This window comes from Streptomyces sp. NPDC050546, assembly GCF_044457425.1.
In the GTDB taxonomy this organism is placed as follows: domain Bacteria; phylum Actinomycetota; class Actinomycetes; order Streptomycetales; family Streptomycetaceae; genus Streptomyces.
In genome coordinates, this window is the sequence record NZ_JBITGX010000019.1 from 24,613 (window position 1) to 43,848 (window position 19,236).

Consider the following 19,236-nt stretch of genomic DNA (forward strand, 5'->3'; position numbering starts at 1 on the left):
TCAGGCGGTGTCAGGCGGTGTCAGGCCGGTGGTGCCGGGCTTTCGGCCCCCGCACGTGTCGCGTCCGCCCCCCAGCTGGCCAGCAGGCGCAGGGCCTGGGCCGACGGGGTGTCCGGTTCCGCGTGGTAGGTGATCAGGGACTGCTCGGTGTCGTCGACCAGGCGGAACGTCTCGAAGGACAGGGTCAGATCGCCGACCAGCGGGTGCCGCATGCGCTTGACGCCGTAGCTCTTCTCCTTGACGTCGTGGGCGGCCCAGAGACGGCGGAACTCCTCGCTCTTCACCGACAGTTCGCCGATCAGCGCCGACAGCTGCGGGTCGTCCGGGTGGCAGCCCGCGTCCATGCGCAGGTAGCCGACCATGTCCTTGGCCTTCTGGTCCCACTCGACGAACAGATCGCGGTAGCCGGGCCGCAGGAACACCAGCCGCGCCCAGTTCCGCTCCGGAGCCGGCAGCTCCGCCCAGTCGCCGAAGAGGGCCGCGGCCATCCGGTTCCACGCCAGGACGTCCGAGCGGCGCCCCACGATGTACGCCGGGACGGTGTCGATCGAGTCCAGCAGATGCCGCAGCGTCGGCCGCACCTGCTGGGTGCGCGCCACCGGCTTCTTCTTGTGCTGCTTCGGCTTCGCCAGGTGCGTCAGATGGGCGTGCTCGGCGTCGTTCAGCCGCAGGGCGCGCGCGATCGCGTCCAGCACCTCCGCCGAGACGTTGCGCCCGTTGCCCTGCTCCAGCCGTGTGTAGTACGCCACGGACACCCCGGCCAGCTGCGCCAGCTCCTCGCGGCGCAGCCCCGGCACCCGCCGCCGCCCGAACTCGGGCAGCCCCACGTCCTCCGGCTTCAGCCGGGCACACCGGGTGCGCAGGAACTCACTGAGCTCGGCACGCCGGTCCAGGCCCCCGCCGGACTGCGCTGCGGGCTCCTGTACGGGTTCGGGCTGTTCGTCCATGCCCTCCAGTATTCATGGTCGTACGCACACGAGCCTGACCCCGCCAGTGGTACGCACCGTGTGCGTACGCAAAACCGTGGTCTGGGTAGACGCTCGCGTTTTCGGCACGCTGGTGATCGTGCCCGGTCAGAGGATCCAGAAGGCAGCCGGGCACACAACCCCCGCTAGGAGAACCCCGGCATGACCACTGTCGCCGCGTACGCCGCACCCGCCCCCAAGGCTCCGCTGGAGCGCACCACCATCGACCGCCGCGAGGTCCGCGAGTTCGATGTCCTGATCGACATCAAGTTCGCCGGCATCTGCCACTCCGACATCCACCAGGCCCAGGAGGGCTGGGGTGAGGCGATCTTCCCGATGGTCCCCGGCCACGAGATCGCCGGTGTCGTCACCGAGGTCGGCCCGGGCGTGACGAAGTTCGCCGTCGGCGACCGCGTGGGCGTCGGCTGCATGGTCGACTCCTGCCGCGAGTGCGAGAACTGCAAGGCCGGACGCGAGCAGTACTGCGTCGAGGGCAACATCCAGACGTACAACGCCGTCGGCAGGGACGGCGAGCCCACCTACGGCGGCTACTCGCAGAAGGTCGTCGTCGACGAGAACTTCGTCGTCCGCATCCCCGACGGCCTCTCCCTCGATGTCGCCGCGCCGCTGCTCTGCGCCGGCATCACCCTCTACTCCCCGCTCAAGCGCTTCGGCGCCGGCCCCGGCAAGAAGGTCGCGATCGTCGGCCTGGGCGGCCTCGGCCACATGGGCGTGAAGATCGCGCACGCCCTCGGTGCCGAGGTGACCGTGCTGTCGCAGTCCCTGCGCAAGCAGGAGGACGGCCTGCGGCTGGGCGCCGACCACTACTACGCCACCAGCGACCCGAAGACCTTCGAGGAGCTGAACGGCTCGTTCGACCTGATCGTGTCCACGGTGTCGGCCCCGCTGGACTTCAACGCCTACCTGGCGCTGCTGAAGCCCGAGGGCACCCTGGCGAACGTCGGCGCCCCCGAGGAGCCGATCTCCCTCAGCCTCTTCTCGGTGATCGGCGGCGGCAAGTCGCTCGCCGGTTCCATGATCGGCGGCATCCCGGAGACCCAGGAGATGCTGGACTTCTGTGCCGAGCACGGCCTCGGTGCCGAGATCGAGCTGATCCGCGGTGACCAGATCAACGAGGCGTACGAGCGGGTGCAGGGCAGCGATGTGCGGTACCGGTTCGTGATCGACACGGCGACGATCTGAGACCGGACGGTCCGAGAGTGAGGGCCCCGGCCGTGGGCCGGGGCCCTCAGCGTCGTCCCAGGAGCCACAGCAGGTACGGCCCGCCCACCAGCGCGGTGAGCGCGCCGACCGGGATCTCCAGCGGTGGCAGCAGCGTCCGGGCCGCCAGATCGGCGCCGACCAGGATCACCGCACCCGTCAGAGCCGAGGAGAGCAGCGGCAGCTGAGGCGTGCGCGTGAGCCGCCTCGCCAGCTGGGGAGCGGTCAGCGCGACAAAGCCGATCGGGCCCGCCGCGCCGGTCGCCGTCGCCGCGAGCACCACCCCCAGGACCGTCAGTCCGAGCCGGGCCCGGCCCACCCGTACGCCGAGCGAGGCCGCGGTCTCGGGCCCGAGCCCCAGCGGGCGTACGGCCCGGCTCGCCCACACCAGCCCCGGCAGACACAGCAGACACACCACCGTCAGCGGCCCGGCCTGCTCCCAGCCCCGCCCGTTCAGACTCCCGGTGAGCCACAGCTTGACCTGCTCGGCGGCCTCCAGCTCGCTGTCCGTCAGATACAGCTGCACCACGGCGGACAGCGCGACGCCGATCCCGACCCCGGTGAGCACGAACCGGCTCGGCTGCATGCCGTGCCGCCAGGCCAGCACATAGACCAGCGCGGCGGCGGCCAGCCCGCCCGCGACCGACACGGCGGGCAGCGCGCCCGGCGAACCCACCGCCCCCGTCGCCAGCGCGAGCACGGTCGCGGCGGCGGCCCCGTGCCCGACCCCGATCACATCCGGACTGGCCAGCGGATTGCGCGTCACGGCCTGCACCAAGGCCCCCGCCACGCCCAGCGCCCCGCCCACCAGCGCCCCCAGCACGATCCGGGGCACCCGCAACTCGCCCACGACGAGCTCGTGGGGCCCGCTCCCGGTACGCAGGGTGTGCCACACCTCGCCGGGCGGTACGTACGCCTGCCCGACGCAGGCGGAGACGAGCATCACGGCGCCCAGGAGCAGGACGAGCGCCAGGGCGACGGCGGCGGAACGGCGGTGGAGGAGGAGGGAGAGACGCGGGTGGGGCCGCAGGACGGTGACATGCGACGGCCCGGCCGAGGGCAGTCGTGCGGTACGGGTCACGCCACGGCTCCCCTGCGCCGTACCAGCACCACCAGCACCGGCACTCCCACCACCGCCGTCATGACCCCCGCCGGCACCTCCGCGGGAGCCCGGACCACCCGCCCCGCCACATCGGCCCCCACCAGCAGCCCCGCCCCGAGCAGCCCGGACAGCGGCAGCACGACCCGATGCCCCCCGGACACCACCCGCCGTGCCAGATGCGGCACGGCCAGCCCCACGAACGCGATCGGCCCCGCCGCGGCCACCGCCGCAGCCGTCAGCAACGTCGCCCCCGCCGCGGCCACACCCCGCACCAGCCCGACCCGGTGCCCCAGGGCCCGCGCCGCCTCGTCACCGAGCGCCAGCGCGTCCAGCCCCCGGGCACACAACAGCACCGAAAGCAGCCCCGCGCCGAGGAACGGCAGCATCGCCCCGACCGTGTCCGCGTCCCGGCCGCTGAGCGCTCCGACCTGCCAGAACCGGAACTGGTCCAGCGTCGCCGAACTCGCCGTCAGTACGACGGTCGTAGCCCCCGCCGTCATCGCCGACAGGGCCGTCCCGGCCAGCGCCAGCTTCACCGGTGAGGCCCCGCCCCGCCCGCGCGCGGCGATGCCGTACACCAGGCACGCGGCGACGACCGCGCCGGTGAAGGCGAACCAGACGTAGCCGCCGAAGCCGCCGGCGAGCCCGGACGCGACGGCCACGACGACCCCGGCCGCAGCGCCCTGGCTCAGCCCGAGGATCCCCGGGTCGGCCAGCGGATTGCGGGTGACCGCCTGCAACGCGGCCCCGGCGATGCCGAGCGCCGCGCCCGCGGCCAGCCCGACCGCCGTCCTCGGTATCCGCAGGGACCGTACGACGAGCGCGTCAGGGGAGCCGCCGCCGTGCAGCAGCGCGTCGAGCACGCGGTCCGGCGCCACCGGCCGGGTGCCGACGGCGAGGGAGAGGAGACCGGCGACGGCCACCACCAGCACGGCACCCGTCACGGCGACCGCGGCCGGCGGCCGGACGGTGAGACGCGGGGTCACCTGCCGAGGTGCTCGGCGAGCTGCCGTACGACGAGGCGGGCGGCGGTGGGACCGGCGTTGAGGTACCAGGGGTCGTCGTCGACCTGCACGGCGTGCCCGGCGTCGACGGCCTTCATCGACTTCCACAGCGGCCCGGCCAGCACGCTCCCGGCGTCGGTCCGGCCCGGATCGCCCTGCACCGAGTAGAAGATCCAGTCACCGTCGGCGACATCGATGCTCTCCGGCCCCACGTCCTCGGAGATCGCCGTGAACCGCTGGGACTCCGGCCGCTTCAGCCCCATGTCCACGGCGACGGACCCGGTGAAGGAGGAGACGCCGAACATCCGGGTCCGGTCGGGCGTGAACCGCACCATGGAGACGGCCGGGTCGCCCTTCACGTCCTGCCCCTGCTCGCGTGCGTCCGCGGCGATGCCGTCGAGCAGCCGCTGCGCCCGCTGCCCCTTGCCGACCGCCTCGCCGACGAGCAGCAGGTCGCGCTTCCAGTTGATGCCGTTGCCCGCGGTGATCACGGTCGGCGCGATCTTCGACAGCTTGGGGTAGAGCTCGCCGAGCGAGTCGTTGGCCAGGATCAGGTCCGGCTCGGCGGCGGCCAGGGTCTCCAGGTTGGGGGCGGAGCGGGTGCCCGCGTCGGTCATGCCGGCGAGCCGGTCCTTGTGGCGCGGGAAGGCGTCGGCCAGGTATTCGGGAACGAGGCCGGCGTTGTCGGCGCGGGTGGTCGCCGTCGGGACGATCCCCAGCGACAGCAGGTCGTCGAGCTGCCCGGTGCTGAGGACGGCGATCTTCCGCGGCCGGGCCTTGATCGCCGTACTGCCCTCGAAGTGCCTGACGGTGCGCGGGAAGACCCCGTCCTCGCCGGTGTCGGCGCCCATGCCCTTCGCGAGGGCACCGGGTGCGGCGGAGGGTCCCGCGGAGCCCTCGGCGGCGCCGATGACCTGGCTGCGCGAGCCGTCCTCCCGCTGGCCGCCCCCGCTGCCCCCGCCCGGCGACGAGCAACCGGCCAGCAGCCCTCCGGCGACGGCCAGGGCCAGGGCGGCCCTCGATCCCACTGCGCGCACCACGTACTCCGATCGATCAAATTAGGTGAGGCTTACCTTAATCGGTGCGGGAGTATCGTGGAGCGGGAGGGGAGGCCCACCATGACCGTGCAGCTGAACCACACCATCGTCGTCGCGCACGACAAGCGCGCCTCGGCCCGGTTCCTCGCCGACATCCTGGGACTCGACGTGAGCCCGCCCTACGGCCCGTTCCTCCCGGTCGAGATCCCCAACGGGGTGACGCTCGACTACATGGACACCCCCGGTGCCATCACGCCGCAGCACTACGCCTTCCTCGTCTCGGAGGACGAGTTCGACGTGATCTTCGGCCGTATCCAGGAGGCCGGTCTGACGTACTGGGCGGACCCGTTCCACAGCCGCCCCGGCGAGATCAACCACAACGACGGTGGTCGGGGCGCGTACTTCGACGACCCCGACGGCCACCGACTGGAGATCATCACGAGGCCGTACGGCAGCGGCGGCTGATCTCCCGGGCCTCCTTTCGCTGTTGCATCTCCGCCGGCTGTCACATCTCCCCGCCGTCCTCCGTCATACCGGCGAAGGCGAAGCGGAAGTCGACATCGGGGAGTAGTCATGACGTCATCCATCCTGGTCACCGGCGGTACGGGCACCCTGGGCGGCCATGTCGTCCCGCTGCTGCGCGCGGCCGGACACGACGTGCGGATCCTCAGCAGGAACGCCCGCCCCGCCGCGGACGGCATCGGGTACGTCACCGGCGATCTACTGAAGGGCGAGGGCGTCGAGGCCGCTCTCGACGGCGCGGAGACCGTGCTGCATCTCGCGGGCGGCCCCAAGGGCGACGACGAGGCGACCCGCAATCTGGTGCGCGCGGCGTCCCGGGCCGGGGTACGGCACCTGGTCTACATCTCGGTCATCGGCGCGGACCGGGTACCACTGGCCTGGATGCGGACGAAGCTGGAGTCGGAGCGGGCCGTCGCCGACTCGGGCATCCCGTGGACCACCCTGCGGGCCGCCCAGTTCCACGACCTCGCGCTGGCCATGGTCGAGAAGATGGCGAAGCTGCCGGTGTTCCCGGTCCCCGGCGGCCTCCGGCTCCAGCCGGTCGACGCCCGCGAAGTCGCCGCCCGCCTCGCGGAGCTGACCCTCGGCGCCCCGGCCGGCCTCGTCCCGGACCTGACCGGGCCGCACGTCCACGGCCTCGCCGACCTGGCCCGCCCCTACCTCCGCCTCCGGGGGCGGCGCCGCCCGATGGTGCCGGTGCGCATCCCCGGCAAGGCGGGGCGGGCGTACCGGGCGGGGGCGAACCTCACCCTGCGGGGTGCGGAGGAGGGGAAGCGGGCCTGGGAGGAGTTCCTGGCGGAGCGGCTGGGCTAGCGGGTTTTCTGTGATTACCGGGACGCCGGCCGGTCCTGGTCGTCGAAGGTCCACACGGCACGGGGTCCCGGGCCGACGGCGAGGGTCGAGTGACCGATGCGCTCCTCGTGCCGGTACGACACCGGCCCGTTCAGCGACATCTCGACCTGCCGCAGGCCCACCTGGTCGAGGGGCACCGCGTCGAACCGCAGCGTGGTGCCGCCGCCCTTCGCGACGACGCCCCCGTCCGCCAGGGAGCGCACGGCGAACCCGCCGGCCTTCAGCAGCGGCACCGTGTTGGCGAGGTCGCGTGCGGTCACCGCGAGCCGGATGCCGGTCACGTCCCGCATCAGGTGATCGCGGTAGGCGTCGGGCAGATAGCGCTCCCGGCCCACGTCACCCGGGTGAGCGGCGGGCTCGGTGTTGCCGCGCGGGTCGGCGAAGTACTCCGGCCGGTACTCCATGCCCCAGGCACCGAAGAGGTCGTACTGGTCGGTGGTGAAGACGGCGTCGAACCACGGCACGGGGACGCCGTCGCCGAAGTCGCGCGTCTGCCGGAACTCGACGGGGTCGCCGACCCCCTGCTCGCGCAGCCGCGCGAGCACCGTCGTCAGGTCGTCCTTCCGCTCGGTCGAGACGGCCGTGCCGGCAGCGCCGAGGGTGCCGTCCTTGCCGGGCAGGTCGCCGACCCCGAACAGCTCCAGGTAGGTCTCACGCCCCATCAGATAGCGGCCGGTCCAGGTCTGCCCGCCGGAACCGGTCGTGGTGCGGACCTGGAAGTCGGCGAAGTCGCGCAGATAGGCGGAGTGCTCGATGGCGTCGGCGGTCTCCCGGTCGAGGACGCCGTAGGCGTGGTTGTAGAACAGCAACTGCCGTCCGGCGTCTGTGGTCCGCGCCGCACTCACTCCGCCCTGGACCGCCCCCGCGAGGGCCAGAGTGACGACCATGATCACCTGTAACGCTCGTCTGAGAACCATGCGAAGGAGCGTAGAGCGGGAGGAATCGGTTCCGCTGGGGATTCAGCCGGCGACTCAGCTGACGATTCAGACGTTGTCAGGGGCTCTTTGTCAGGGGCCCTTGGTCAGGGGGTCCTTGGTGAGGGAATCCCTGGCCCGGGGATTCCTGCCCGCCCAGGTCGAGCCGGAACGGCGGGTACTGGTCGGTCATCAGGGCGGCGTAGGCGGCCACCCGCGCGCACCAGCGGGCGAGGCCCAGCAGGAAGTCGAAGAGGTGCCGTGGATAGCGGGCGGTGAACAGCAGGATGACCACCGCGACCAGGGAGAGCCAGGTCATCAGCCCGCCGCCCCGCCAGCCGCCCCCGTCGTGCCACCCCGAGCCCCAGCCGCCGCCCACGAACATCCCGACGACGATGTACTGCGGGATCGCCAGCAGCCACCACTTCACCAGGACCAGTCCGCGCGACAGCCGCTCGGGATAGACGACGTCGAAGCGCGCCGGATAGCCGGGCACGTCGGCGAGGGTGAACGGCGGGTACCGGTCGGTGCCGAGCGCGGTGTGGGCGTAGTAGCCGACCCGCCAGTTCCAGCGCAGCACGCCGACGTTGAAGTCGAAGAGGGACCGCGGGTACCGGGCCGTGAACAGGATGGCGAAGAACGCGATGACCGTCACGACCGCGAACGCGATCCACAGGAAGAACAGCACGATGTAGTGCGGGATGGCGAGCAGCCACTTCACCAGCCACAGCCATCGGGACAGCCGGGCGTCGACAGACGCCTCGATGCGCACGGGCGACGCGGTGACAGGGTTCATGTGGCGGGACTCCTTTCGCCTGCAGATTCGCAAGCGAGGAGGAGCCCCGCGACCTGGGAAGGGCCGTTCGCGCGTCCGGGACCGTTCGCGCGTCAAGGACCGGTCGCGCGCCCGGGGCCGTTACGACAGCACGGGGGCGGTGGTGTCCGGCTCGTCGGTGCCGTCCGGTTCCCGTGGCGGGTCGCTGAGCTGTTCGCGCACGTAGTTCCACACCACCGCGATCAGTGCGGCGATGGGGACGGCGAGCAGGCTGCCCACGATGCCGGCCAGACTGCCGCCCAGCGTCACCGCCAGCAGCACCACGGCCGCGTGGAGGCCGAGCCCACGACTCTGGATCATGGGCTGGAAGACGTTCCCCTCGAGTTGCTGCACCACCACGATGATGGCCAGCACGATCAGCGCGTCCGTCAGGCCGTTGGAGACCAGCGCGATGAGGACCGCGACGAAACCGGCGAACAGGGCGCCGATGATCGGCACGAACGCGGAGACGAAGGTCAGCACCGCCAGCGGCAGCACCAGCGGCACGCCCAGGATCCACAGCCCCAGCCCGATCAGGACCGCGTCGAGCATGCCGACGGCCGCCTGGGACCGTACGAAGGACCCCAGGGTGGCCCAGCCGCGCGCGAACACGATCGGGACGTCGGTGGCGAACCGGCCCGGGAGCTGCCGGGACAGCCACGGGAGGAACTTCGGCCCGTCCTTGAGGAAGAAGAACATCAGGAACAGCGCGAGGACGGCGGTGACCACTCCGCTCACCACGGTGCTGACGCCGGTGACGACCGTGCCGACCATGCTGCCGACGCCCTCCTGGGCGCGGGCGACCGCGGTGTCGAAGGCCTTGTTGATCTGCGCGTCACCGATGTTCAACGGCGGCCCGGCGGCCCACTCGCGCAGCCTCTGGATGCCCTCGACCACGCCGTCCGTCAGCTCGCCGGACTGCGACGCCACCGGCACCGCGATCAGCGCCACCACGCCCCCGGCCACCAGCAGGAACAGCACGGTCACGAGCGACGCGGCGAGCGCGGGCGGCCATCCGCGACGACGCAGGGCGCGGGCCGCGGGCCAGGTCAGCGTGGTCAGCAGCAGACCTACGACGAGCGGCCACACCACCGACCACATCCGGCCCAGCAGCCACAGAGACACGGCCAGCATCACGAAGACCAGCAGCAACTCCGCGGACACCCGCGCCGACAGCCGCAGCGCGTGACGGGCTTTCGCCGAACTCAGGGTCGAATTCAAGGGGGCAGTCACGGAGGCACCCTATTGCCAGGGAGCCCCCGTCTGTTCAGTGGTACCGGGGTTCAGCCCTCGGCCTTGGCCACACCGATCGGGCAGGACACGCCCGTGCCGCCGATGCCGCAGTATCCCGCCGGGTTCTTGTCCAGGTACTGCTGGTGGTAGCCCTCGGCCGGGTAGAAGGGGCGGTCCTGCGCCGGGGCGATCTCCGTGGTGATCTCGCCGTGGCCGGAGGACGTGAGGACCTTCTGGTAGGACTCGCGGGAGGACTTGGCGGTGGCCGCCTGCTCGGGGGTGTGGGTGTAGACCGCCGAGCGGTACTGCGTGCCCACGTCGTTGCCCTGGCGGAAGCCCTGCGTCGGGTCGTGGGCCTCCCAGAACGTCTTCAGCAGGCGCTCGTACGAGATCAGCTCCGGGTCGAAGACCACGCGCACGACCTCCGTGTGGCCGGTCAGGCCCGAGCAGACCTCCTCGTACGTGGGGTTCTCGGTCTGGCCGCCCTGGTAGCCGGCCAGGGTCGTCCACACTCCCGCCGGGAGCTGCCAGAACTTGCGCTCGGCGCCCCAGAAGCAGCCCAGACCGAAGTCGGCGACCTCCAGGCCCTCCGGGTAGGGGCCGAGCAGGGGGTTGCCGAGGACGGTGTGGCGGTCGGGGACCGTGAACGCCGGGACCGGGCGGCCGGGCAGCGCCTGCTCGGGGGACGGCAGCTGGGGCTTGCGGCTGTGCAGGAACATGCGGTCTCCAATCGGGGCGACGCCGCGCCGGGGCGACGCTCCCTACAACGTGCGGCGGCCGGGGGGAATTCCGGCCGGGGCCCGTGCCTCAGTGCGGCAGGCTCGCCGGGCTGCCGCCGTTCGCCTCGTAGCCCGCCACCGCCAGGGCCCGGTACACCGCGAACTCCGCCGCCGGGTCCTGAGACAGCGTCCAGGGCAGGGCGCCGACATGGCCGTCGACCTGTATCAGCTGGCTCATGGCCTCCGCCCAGCGCTCGCCGCGGACCAGGAAGAAGACCAGCAGGTGCCGGGCGTGCGCCAGCATCGGGTCGTCGGCGCGGGCCGAGTGCACCGCGTGCAGCGCGCCGTGCATCGCCTTGGTGACGACCTCGGACTGCCAGAAGCTGCTGACCAGGGTCACCTCGGGGAGGTGCTCGAACACCGCGAAGAGGGGCATCGCCGCCAGCAGGGAGCCCTGGGGCGCGCGGGCCGCCGCGGCCTCGGCGAACGAGTACGCCAGCTCACGCGAGCCGTGCCACTTCTCGCACCAGTAGTGCAGCGCTGCCAGATGCGCTCCCATGTGCGCCGGGTCGCGGTCCAGGATCTTCAGCCAGAGCTGCTCGAAGTCCTTCCGGGAGTAGCCGAGCCCGCGGGCCACCGACAGCTCGACGATGTACGGGACCGGATCGCCGGGGGAGAGCAGCGCCGCGTCGCCGCACGCCGACCTGGCCTCCTCCATGATGATCCGGAACTCGTCCGTCCCCGGCGTCGCCGTCCGCCATGCCTGCTGCACCAGGAACTCGGCCTGCACAGCCGCGCCGCCCGCGTCCTTGGGTGCCTCGGCACGCCACACCCGCAGCCACTGCCCGCCCGGCGCCTCACCGACCCCGCCGGGCCGCTGCGCCAGCTCCAGCGAGGCGGCACCCGCGAAGGCCTGCACCCGCTGCCAGCGCCGCTCGCCCTCCGTCTCCGTGCCCGCGAGGAGCTGCTGCGCCGCGCGGTAGTCCTGCGAGCGCTGCACCACGTCCAGGACGTCCAGCAGGTCCTGGTCGGGGCCGGGCATGCGGATGTCGAGCTCCTCCTCGCGGACGAAGCCGTAGTTCGCCGGGTCCGCGGCGTCCGGGTGGTCCGGCGAGACCAGTCCGACCGCACCGCGCCTGCGCCGCAGGAAGGGAAGCAGCACGAAGCCCAGCATGACCAGTGCGATCAGGACCCAGAGAATCTCCATGCAACAAGCGAACCAGACCGCGCCGACAATTGGCCAACCTGCTCCCCGAACCTGTGGAAAACCCGGCCGAGCAGCCCCCGCCACCCTGTGGAAAACCCGGTGCCGGGCGCGCTTCGACTCGTACTCCGGCACTCTTCGCGTCGGCGCACTACCCTCGGTCCTCATGAGCGACAGGCACTTCAGTCAGCACTTCGAGACGCTCGCGATCCACGCGGGCAACACCGCCGACCCCCTGACGGGCGCGGTCGTCCCGCCGATCTACCAGGTCTCGACCTACAAGCAGGACGGCGTCGGCGGCCTGCGCGGCGGCTACGAGTACAGCCGCAGCGCCAACCCCACCAGGACCGCGCTGGAGGAGAACCTCGCCGCCCTCGAGGGCGGCCGCCGCGGTCTCGCGTTCGCGTCCGGGCTGGCGGCCGAGGACTGCCTGCTGCGGACGCTGCTCAGCCCCGGCGACCACGTGGTCATCCCCAACGACGCCTACGGCGGCACGTTCCGGCTGTTCGCCAAGGTCGTCGCCCGCTGGGGCGTGGAGTGGTCGGTCGCCGACACGAGCGACCCGGCGGCCGTACGGGCGGCCCTCACCCCGAAGACCAAGGTGGTGTGGGTGGAGACCCCCTCCAACCCGCTGCTCGGCATCACCGACATCGCCGCCGTCGCTCAGATCGCCCGGGACGCCGGCGCCCGCCTCGTCGTCGACAACACCTTCGCCACGCCCTACCTCCAGCAGCCGCTGGCGCTGGGCGCGGACGTCGTCGTGCACTCGCTGACCAAGTACATGGGCGGCCACTCGGACGTCGTCGGCGGCGCGCTGATCACCAGCGACGCCGACCTGGGCGAGGAACTGGCCTTCCACCAGAACGCGATGGGCGCAGTCGCCGGGCCGTTCGACTCCTGGCTGGTGCTGCGCGGCACCAAGACGCTCTCGGTCCGCATGGACCGGCACAGCGAGAACGCCGTCAAGGTCGCCGACATGCTCACCCGGCACGCGCGCGTGACGAGCGTGCTGTACCCGGGCCTGCCGGAGCACCCCGGCCACGAGATCGCCGCCAAGCAGATGAAGTCGTTCGGCGGCATGGTCTCGTTCCGTGTCGAGGGCGGCGAGGAGGCGGCCGTCGAGGTCTGCAACCGCGCCAAGGTGTTCACGCTTGGCGAGTCCCTGGGCGGCGTCGAGTCGCTCATCGAGCACCCCGGGCGCATGACGCACGCGTCCGCCGCCGGCTCGGCCCTCGAGGTCCCGGCCGACCTGGTGCGCCTGTCCGTCGGCATCGAGAACGCCGACGACCTGCTGGAAGACCTTCAGCAGGCGCTCGGCTAGGTCGTGTTCGCACAGTCCGCCGGTCCGCCCCGGAGGGCGGACCGGCGGCCGGTGCGTGCCCGGCGTGCCGGGCGGGGCCCCTCGCGAGGCAGGCGGGACTTCGCGGACACGGCCTCGGACGGCACGGCCCTCCGGGGGTCACCAGCCGGTGAGGGGTGGAGTCGTGTGCGACGGCGGCTCCACCCAGGGGCGGGCCGTCAGCGCCCACACCGTGAACGCCACGGCCGCTGTGAGCAGCAGCAGCCACAGCAGTCGGCGGGCCAGTGCCCTGCGCCGCAGCATACGGCCGCCCCTGCGCACCGCCTCCGTGTGGATCTCGGGCGGCACGGGCCGCGGCGCCCGCTCCATCAGCCGCCGCACGGTCGCCTCGCGGTCGTTCCCTCTCATGACGGCCTCCGGTCGCCGGAAGGGCTCATCCCGGCACCGCCCTCGGCTGCCGCACGGCCGTCTCGCGGTCGTTGCCGCGTCGGCCTCCGGTCGCCGGAAGACCTCATACCGGCTCCGCTGGCTGCCGCACGGCCGCCTCCCCGTCGTTGCCGCTCGTGTCGGCCTCCGGTCGCCGGAAGGCTCATGACGGCACCGCCTTCGCGGCCGTCACCGCCGGTGCGGGGCCGCGCGGCCGGTGCAGCAGGGTCGATGTCGCCCGGTGGCAGATGGCCCGAACGCGTTCCACGGACAGGCCGAGCAGGGCCGCGGTCTGCTCCTCGGCGACGCCCTCGTAGAGCCTGAGGACCAGGATCAGGCGTTCCTGCGGGGTGAGCGGAGCCAGGGGGCTGGCGGGGTGCGGGCGGGCGCGGCCGAGGCCGCCGTAGTGGTGCCAGGTGCCGCGCGCGAAGCGGGTGGCGAGGTACTGGCGGGTGCGGTCGTACGGATCCTCACCGCGCAGCCGGTCCCAGCACGCGTACGTGTGCGCCAGGGACAGGGTCAGCAGGCGCCGCGCGCGGGGGTTGTCGTCCGGGGACTCGGCGGTGAGCAGGGTGGCGGTCTGGAGCAGCCGCCCCGCCGCGCCCGCGACGAACGCCTCGAACTCCCGGGCCCGACGGGTCGCCTGGGACGCATGCCGTTGTCGCATCACGCCTCCCGCCCGCCGGCGACCCCGAGGATGCGGGCCCGGCCGCGTACGCATGTACGACAGGACCCGGTCTCATATCAGGCCAGGGTCGGCCCCGAGGTCAAGAGCCGCGCACGGTCGGCGCTCAGGACTGCGGCTGTGTCTCCGGCCCCGGCACCCCCGGCACCGCCATCCTGGCGGACAGCGCGCTGTTGAAGCGCGTGAGGAGCGAGCAGAACGCCTCGCGCTCCTCCGGCTCCCACTCCTCGGTCAGCTCGGCCATCAACTGCCGCCGCGACGAGCGCACTTCCTCCAGCCGGGCCTGCCCGCGCGGGGACAGCTGGAGCACCACCGCACGTCCGTCCTCGGGGTGCGAGGTGCGCTTGACCAGGCCGGTGTCGACCAGCGGAGCCACCTGCCGGGTGACCGTCGACGAGTCGATCCCCATGCTCGCGGCGAGCGCCTTGACGCCCATCGGGCCTTCCTTGTCGAGACGGTTGAGCAGCAGGTACGCGGCGCGGTCCATGGAGTTGCGCACCTGCCCGACTCCGCCGAGCCGGGTCTGTTCGGCACGGCGTGCGAACAGCGCCACCTCGTGCTGCAGCGTGTCGAGAAGACCGGTGTCACCGACGGTCGTCATGTCCATCGACATTTCAGGTGTTGTGGGCATCGCCGGGGGCTCACTTCGTGGAGGGCTGGCTGATTGGGGGACAGGGTACGCGGCCGGGAGGCGGGTCGTACCGGCGCTTCACAAAGCGGGTCTCGGAGGTTGGTCACAACCGTCGTTCCCGCCTGTGAACTGCGATGCTGGTGTCATGAGCTACAGCACGGCTGACTCCTTGCGACCCGTCACCCTCGACGATGTGCGCGGCGCCCAGAAGATGCTGTCGGGTGTGGCGCGGGTGACCGCGATGGAAGGCAGCAGGCATCTCTCCCAGATGGTCGGCGCGCCGGTGCACCTCAAGTGCGAGAACCTCCAGCGGACCGGTTCCTTCAAGCTGCGCGGCGCGTACGTCCGGATCGCCGGTCTGCTGCCCGAGGAGCGCGCCGCCGGTGTCGTCGCCGCGAGCGCCGGAAACCACGCGCAGGGCGTCGCCCTGGCGTCCTCGCTGCTCGGTGTGCGCTCCACGGTGTTCATGCCGAAGGGCGCCCCGCTGCCCAAGGTCAGCGCCACCCGGGACTACGGGGCCGAGGTGAGGCTGCACGGCCAGGTGGTCGACGAGACGCTGGCCGCCGCGCAGGAGCACGCGGCCGAGACGGGCGCGGTGTTCATCCACCCCTTCGACCACCCCGACATCATCGCGGGCCAGGGCACGGTGGGTCTGGAGATCCTCGAGCAGTGCCCCGAGGCGCGCACGATCGTCGTCGGCATCGGCGGGGGCGGTCTCGCCGCCGGGATCGCGGTGGCGGTGAAGGCCCTGCGGCCCGACCTCAGGATCGTGGGCGTCCAGGCGGAGGGCGCGGCGGCCTACCCGCCTTCACTGGCGGCGGGACGGCCCGTGACGGTCGAGAACCCGGCGACGATGGCCGACGGCATCAAGGTCGGGCGGCCCGGCGACGTGCCGTTCGGGCTGGTCGGCGAGCTGGTCGACGAGGTGCGCACGGTCAGCGAGGACGAGCTGTCCGCCGCGCTGCTGCTGTGTCTGGAGCGGGCCAAGCTGGTCGTGGAGCCCGCCGGGGCGAGTCCGGTCGCGGCGCTGCTGAGCGAGCCCGGCGCGTTCGAGGGGCCGGTCGTCGCGGTGCTGTCGGGCGGCAACGTCGACCCGGTGCTGATGGAGCGGGTGCTGCGGCACGGCATGGCCGCGCAGGGCCGCTACCTGGCCGTCCGGCTGCGGCTGACCGACCGTCCCGGCGCTCTCGCCACACTTCTGGGCGCGTTGTCAGTGGTGGACGCTAACGTCCTCGATGTGAGCCATGTACGGACCGACCCACGGCTCGGGCTCACGGAGGCGGAGGTCGAGCTGCACCTGGAGACGAAGGGCCCGGCGCACTGCGTCGAGGTCGGCCAGGCGCTCCGCGAGGCGGGCTACACGGTCATGAGCTGAGCCGCCGCCGGAGCCGGCCAAGATCCCTTCTTCTCACGGAACGCGACACCGAGAAAACTTATTGTGAGACGCGATACATCGCGTTATGGTGAGTTCGTGCGAAGCATCAGCCATCTGTCCGGCGATCCCCGAAGACGTGGAGACTCATATGCCAGGCGCCATCTATGCCGAAGGTCTGGTCAAGACCTTCGGTGACGTCAAAGCCTTGGACGGTGTCGACCTCGATGTGCCCGAGGGCACGGTCCTGGGCCTGCTCGGGCCGAACGGCGCGGGCAAGACGACCACCGTCCGCTGTCTGACCACCCTGCTGCGACCCGACAGCGGACGGGCGGTCGTCGCGGGCATCGACGTGCTCAAGCAGCCCGACGCCGTCCGCCGCTCGATCGGCCTGTCCGGCCAGTTCGCGGCCGTCGACGAATACCTGACCGGCCGCGAGAACCTCCAGATGGTCGGCCAGCTCTACCAGATGAGGGCGAAGGCGGCGAAGGAGCGCGCGGTCGAACTGCTGGAGCAGTTCCACCTCACGGACGCCGCCGACCGGCCCACCAAGACCTACTCCGGAGGCATGCGCCGTCGGCTGGACCTCGCGGCGGCCCTGGTCGTCTCGCCGCCCGTGATGTTCATGGACGAGCCGACGACCGGCCTCGACCCCCGCAACCGCCAGCAGCTGTGGGAGGTGATCAAGCAACTGGTCTCGGGCGGTACGACGCTGCTGCTGACCACCCAGTACCTGGAAGAGGCCGACCATCTGGCGCACGACATCGCGGTGGTCGACCAGGGCCGGGTCATCGCCCAGGGCACCTCCGACCAGCTCAAGGCCCGCACCGGCGGCGAGCGCGTCGAGGTCGTGGTGCACGAGCGCGAGCACATCCAGGCCGCCGTCGAGGTCCTCGCCGGCTTCGGCAAGGGGGAGACCACGGTCGAGGAGCACATGCGCAAGCTGACCGCGCCCGTGACAGGCGGCGCCAAGCTCCTCGCCGAGGTCATCCGTGAACTGGACACCCGCGGCATCGAGATCGACGACATCGGCCTTCGCCGGCCGACCCTCGACGATGTCTTCCTGTCCCTGACGGGACATGTGGCCGAGGTCAAGGACGAGGAGAGCGACGAAGCGATCGACGAGAAGATCGACAAGAAGATCGACAAGGAGGCCGCCAAGTGAGCGCCGTCACCGACACCGTGCGGGTCGCGCCGGCCGCGAACCCGGTCAGTCAGTCGATCCGGGACTCGATGGTCGTTGCGAAACGCAATTTGATCAGAATGTCCCGCATTCCCGAGATGATTATCTATGGGCTGATCCAGCCCATCATGTTTGTGGTGCTGTTCACCTATGTCTTCGGCGGTTCCATGCAGATCGGCAGCAGCACCAGCGCCGTCGACTACAAGAACTTCCTGATGGCCGGCATCTTCGCGCAGACCGTCACGTTCGCCACGGCCAGCTCCGGCGCGGGCATCGCCGACGACATGCACAAGGGCCTCATCGACCGCTTCCGCTCCCTGCCCATGGCGCGCGGCGCGGTGCTCACCGGACGCACCCTCGCCGACTCGGTGCAGACGGCCCTGACCCTGGTGGTGCTCGCGGTGGTCGCCCTCCTGGTGGGCTGGCGCGTCGGGTCGGACGGCAGCACGAACGCGGGCAAGGTGCTCGGGGCCTTCGGCCTGCTGCTCCTGCTGGGGTATGCGTTCACCTGGATCGGCGCCTTGATCGGCATGTCCGTCAAAACCCCCGAGGCGGCCACGTCCAGCGGGCTCATCTGGCTCTTCCCGGTCACGTTCATCTCGAACGCGTTCGTGGACACCAGCCACATGACCCCATGGCTGCGCCACATCGCCGAGTGGAACCCCTTCAGTGCCACGGTCCAGGCCTGCCGTGTGCTCTTCGCCAACCCGGGCCAGTCACCGTCGGACGCCTGGCCCATGCAGCACCCCGTCTGGGCCTCGCTGATCTACTCGATCCTCATCCTGGTCGTCTTCCGGACGCTGGCGGTGCGCAAGTACCGCTCCGCGACGGCATGACAGTGCCCCCGGCGCCGCAGCGACGCCGGGGGCAGGTCAGGGCTCGACGGTTGGTTCAGCCGTCGTACGGCTCGGCCTTGATGATCTTCACCGAGGCCTTCTTGCCGTTCGGCAGCTCGTACTCGGCGTCCTCGCCGACCTTGTGGCCGAGCACGCCGGTGCCCAGCGGGGACTGCGGCGAGTACGTCTCGATGTCGGAGCTCGCGTATTCGCGCGAGGCGAGCAGGAACGTCAGCGTGTCGTCCTCGTCGCCGTCGAACGCGATCGTCACGACCATGCCGGGCGCCACCGCACCGTCCGCCGCGGGCGCCTCACCGACCTTCGCGCTCTCGAGGAGCTGGGTGAGCTGGCGCACACGGAGTTCCTGCTTGCCCTGTTCCTCCTTGGCCGCGTGGTACCCGCCGTTCTCACGCAGGTCGCCCTCCTCGCGCGCAGCGGCGATCTTCGCGGAGATCTCCGTTCGCGCGGGACCAGTAAGGTGCGCAAGCTCAGCCTTGAGCTTGTTGTACGCCTCCTGGGTCAGCCAGGTGACGTTCTCGCTGGTCTGGGTCACAGGTGCTCCTCGTAGGTACTGGGAATACAAAGCATCGCCCTACCCAGAAGAATGTTCCTTCACGGATGGGCGAAACCACGAGCCTAACAATTCAGGGGCAGAAGGGGGAGGACATAAGCCACCAGATTCATGTCAACGCAGGTCAGACGCTGCGTATTGCTGGTGACGTCCGAGCGGCCTCAGTCGGCCTGGCAGCCCTGCAGCTCGGCGGTCGTCCCGGGCGCGGTCGTGCGCAGGGTGAAGACCTTGTCGATGACGGTGGCGTCCCCGTCGAAGCGCACTTCGGCCCGGCCCACCACGGAACCGTCCTCGGCCTGCGAGCGCACGGTGCAGTAGCCGGTGACATCGGCGTCCTTGCGGACCTCCAGATGCACCTTCACGGATTCCTTGCCGGGCTCGAAGGTGATCACTTCGGCGCTGATCTCGTTCTGGACGACGTAGTGATAGCCGAACCAGCCGACCAGGCCCAGCAGCGCGACCGAGAGGACGGCACCGATGATCTTGAGCTTGCGGTCGGCGCGCTGGTCCGAGGTACGGCCGTAACGGCCCTCGGGCGGTCGCGTGCTCGCCGTACTCATGATCGTCCTCCAGACAAGGCCCGGGCGAGGGTCCCGGCAGGGGCCCCGTGACCCGGTCCCGGAATTATTCGCCTCCCGGTTCGGT

21 protein-coding genes are annotated in these 19,236 nt (G+C 71.4%); 7 read left to right on the forward strand and 14 right to left on the reverse strand.

Annotated elements, in window-relative coordinates; translation table 11 throughout:
* Positions 1-20 precede the first annotated feature (20 nt).
* A complete protein-coding gene (locus ACIBK5_RS35705) occupies positions 21-947 on the reverse strand; it encodes a helix-turn-helix domain-containing protein (RefSeq protein WP_399026309.1) in 927 nt (308 codons plus the stop codon).
* A 180-nt stretch (positions 948-1,127) separates the two neighbouring features.
* Between ACIBK5_RS35705 and ACIBK5_RS35710 the strand changes: the two genes are divergently transcribed.
* Positions 1,128-2,168, forward strand: a complete 1,041-nt coding sequence (locus ACIBK5_RS35710; RefSeq protein WP_399026311.1) for an NAD(P)-dependent alcohol dehydrogenase — start codon at positions 1,128-1,130, stop codon at positions 2,166-2,168.
* Between the two features lie 46 nt (positions 2,169-2,214).
* Here ACIBK5_RS35710 and ACIBK5_RS35715 read toward each other — a convergent pair whose 3' ends face one another.
* The 3 genes from ACIBK5_RS35715 to ACIBK5_RS35725 are packed head-to-tail and all read right to left on the reverse strand — an operon-like array spanning position 2,215 to position 5,329.
* Positions 2,215-3,267 (reverse strand): FecCD family ABC transporter permease, encoded by a 1,053-nt coding sequence (locus ACIBK5_RS35715; protein WP_399026313.1) that lies wholly within the window; start codon positions 3,265-3,267, stop codon positions 2,215-2,217.
* Positions 3,264-4,274, reverse strand: a complete 1,011-nt coding sequence (locus tag ACIBK5_RS35720; protein WP_399026314.1) for a FecCD family ABC transporter permease — start codon at positions 4,272-4,274, stop codon at positions 3,264-3,266. Before ACIBK5_RS35720 ends, ACIBK5_RS35715 begins: the two co-directional genes overlap by 4 nt.
* On the reverse strand, positions 4,271-5,329 hold the full coding sequence (locus ACIBK5_RS35725; RefSeq protein ID WP_399026316.1) for an ABC transporter substrate-binding protein: 1,059 nt from the start codon (positions 5,327-5,329) through the stop codon (positions 4,271-4,273). The genes ACIBK5_RS35720 and ACIBK5_RS35725 overlap by 4 nt, the downstream gene beginning before the upstream one ends.
* Positions 5,330-5,410: 81 nt before the next feature.
* Here ACIBK5_RS35725 and ACIBK5_RS35730 point away from each other — a divergent pair, with 81 nt between their 5' ends.
* Positions 5,411-5,794, forward strand: coding sequence for a VOC family protein (locus ACIBK5_RS35730; RefSeq protein ID WP_399026318.1), 384 nt, complete (start codon positions 5,411-5,413; stop codon positions 5,792-5,794).
* 108 nt (positions 5,795-5,902) lie between these two features.
* Complete coding sequence (locus ACIBK5_RS35735; protein WP_399026319.1) at positions 5,903-6,664, forward strand: SDR family oxidoreductase; 762 nt, start codon at positions 5,903-5,905, stop codon at positions 6,662-6,664.
* Between the two features lie 14 nt (positions 6,665-6,678).
* Here the strand turns inward: ACIBK5_RS35735 and ACIBK5_RS35740 are convergent, their stop codons facing one another.
* From ACIBK5_RS35740 to ACIBK5_RS35760, 5 genes are all read right to left on the reverse strand, one after another.
* Entirely contained in the window at positions 6,679-7,620 is a 942-nt protein-coding gene (locus ACIBK5_RS35740; RefSeq protein ID WP_399026321.1) for a DUF5829 family protein, read from the reverse strand.
* A 76-nt stretch (positions 7,621-7,696) separates the two neighbouring features.
* Positions 7,697-8,413, reverse strand: coding sequence for a DUF4389 domain-containing protein (locus ACIBK5_RS35745; protein ID WP_399026323.1), 717 nt, complete (start codon positions 8,411-8,413; stop codon positions 7,697-7,699).
* Between the two features lie 120 nt (positions 8,414-8,533).
* Positions 8,534-9,640, reverse strand: coding sequence for an AI-2E family transporter (locus ACIBK5_RS35750; protein WP_399026571.1), 1,107 nt, complete (start codon positions 9,638-9,640; stop codon positions 8,534-8,536).
* 74 nt (positions 9,641-9,714) lie between these two features.
* A complete protein-coding gene (gene msrA / locus ACIBK5_RS35755) occupies positions 9,715-10,383 on the reverse strand; it encodes a peptide-methionine (S)-S-oxide reductase MsrA (RefSeq protein WP_399026324.1) in 669 nt (222 codons plus the stop codon).
* A gap of 88 nt (positions 10,384-10,471) precedes the next feature.
* On the reverse strand, positions 10,472-11,590 hold the full coding sequence (locus tag ACIBK5_RS35760) for a hypothetical protein (RefSeq protein ID WP_399026325.1): 1,119 nt from the start codon (positions 11,588-11,590) through the stop codon (positions 10,472-10,474).
* Between the two features lie 163 nt (positions 11,591-11,753).
* On the opposite strand from ACIBK5_RS35760, the gene ACIBK5_RS35765 reads away from it, so the two are divergent.
* A complete protein-coding gene (locus ACIBK5_RS35765; RefSeq protein WP_399026327.1) occupies positions 11,754-12,908 on the forward strand; it encodes a cystathionine gamma-synthase in 1,155 nt (384 codons plus the stop codon).
* A 138-nt stretch (positions 12,909-13,046) separates the two neighbouring features.
* Here the strand turns inward: ACIBK5_RS35765 and ACIBK5_RS35770 are convergent, their stop codons facing one another.
* The 3 genes from ACIBK5_RS35770 to ACIBK5_RS35780 all read right to left on the reverse strand — a co-directional run bounded on the left by ACIBK5_RS35770 (position 13,047) and on the right by ACIBK5_RS35780 (position 14,611).
* Positions 13,047-13,295 carry a hypothetical protein gene (locus tag ACIBK5_RS35770; protein ID WP_399026329.1) on the reverse strand — a complete coding sequence of 83 codons (249 nt, stop codon included), beginning with the start codon at positions 13,293-13,295 and terminating at the stop codon, positions 13,047-13,049.
* A 181-nt stretch (positions 13,296-13,476) separates the two neighbouring features.
* On the reverse strand, positions 13,477-13,980 hold the full coding sequence (locus tag ACIBK5_RS35775; protein ID WP_399026331.1) for a sigma factor-like helix-turn-helix DNA-binding protein: 504 nt from the start codon (positions 13,978-13,980) through the stop codon (positions 13,477-13,479).
* A 124-nt stretch (positions 13,981-14,104) separates the two neighbouring features.
* Positions 14,105-14,611, reverse strand: coding sequence for a MarR family transcriptional regulator (locus ACIBK5_RS35780; RefSeq protein WP_382490749.1), 507 nt, complete (start codon positions 14,609-14,611; stop codon positions 14,105-14,107).
* A gap of 163 nt (positions 14,612-14,774) precedes the next feature.
* Between ACIBK5_RS35780 and ilvA the strand changes: the two genes are divergently transcribed.
* The 3 genes from ilvA to ACIBK5_RS35795 all read left to right on the forward strand — a co-directional run bounded on the left by ilvA (position 14,775) and on the right by ACIBK5_RS35795 (position 18,020).
* Complete coding sequence (ilvA, locus tag ACIBK5_RS35785) at positions 14,775-16,004, forward strand: threonine ammonia-lyase (protein WP_399026333.1); 1,230 nt, start codon at positions 14,775-14,777, stop codon at positions 16,002-16,004.
* A gap of 148 nt (positions 16,005-16,152) precedes the next feature.
* The gene (locus ACIBK5_RS35790) at positions 16,153-17,166 is read left to right on the forward strand and encodes an ATP-binding cassette domain-containing protein (protein ID WP_399026335.1); all 1,014 of its coding nucleotides are present in this window, start codon (positions 16,153-16,155) and stop codon (positions 17,164-17,166) included.
* Positions 17,163-18,020: an ABC transporter permease gene (locus ACIBK5_RS35795; RefSeq protein ID WP_399026337.1), complete on the forward strand. Its 858-nt coding sequence runs from the start codon at positions 17,163-17,165 to the stop codon at positions 18,018-18,020. Before ACIBK5_RS35790 ends, ACIBK5_RS35795 begins: the two co-directional genes overlap by 4 nt.
* 55 nt (positions 18,021-18,075) lie before the next feature.
* Here the strand turns inward: ACIBK5_RS35795 and greA are convergent, their stop codons facing one another.
* On the reverse strand, positions 18,076-18,573 hold the full coding sequence (greA, locus tag ACIBK5_RS35800) for a transcription elongation factor GreA (RefSeq protein ID WP_382490090.1): 498 nt from the start codon (positions 18,571-18,573) through the stop codon (positions 18,076-18,078).
* 179 nt (positions 18,574-18,752) lie between these two features.
* Positions 18,753-19,151: a DUF4307 domain-containing protein gene (locus ACIBK5_RS35805; RefSeq protein WP_399026339.1), complete on the reverse strand. Its 399-nt coding sequence runs from the start codon at positions 19,149-19,151 to the stop codon at positions 18,753-18,755.
* Positions 19,152-19,236: the final 85 nt, after the last annotated feature.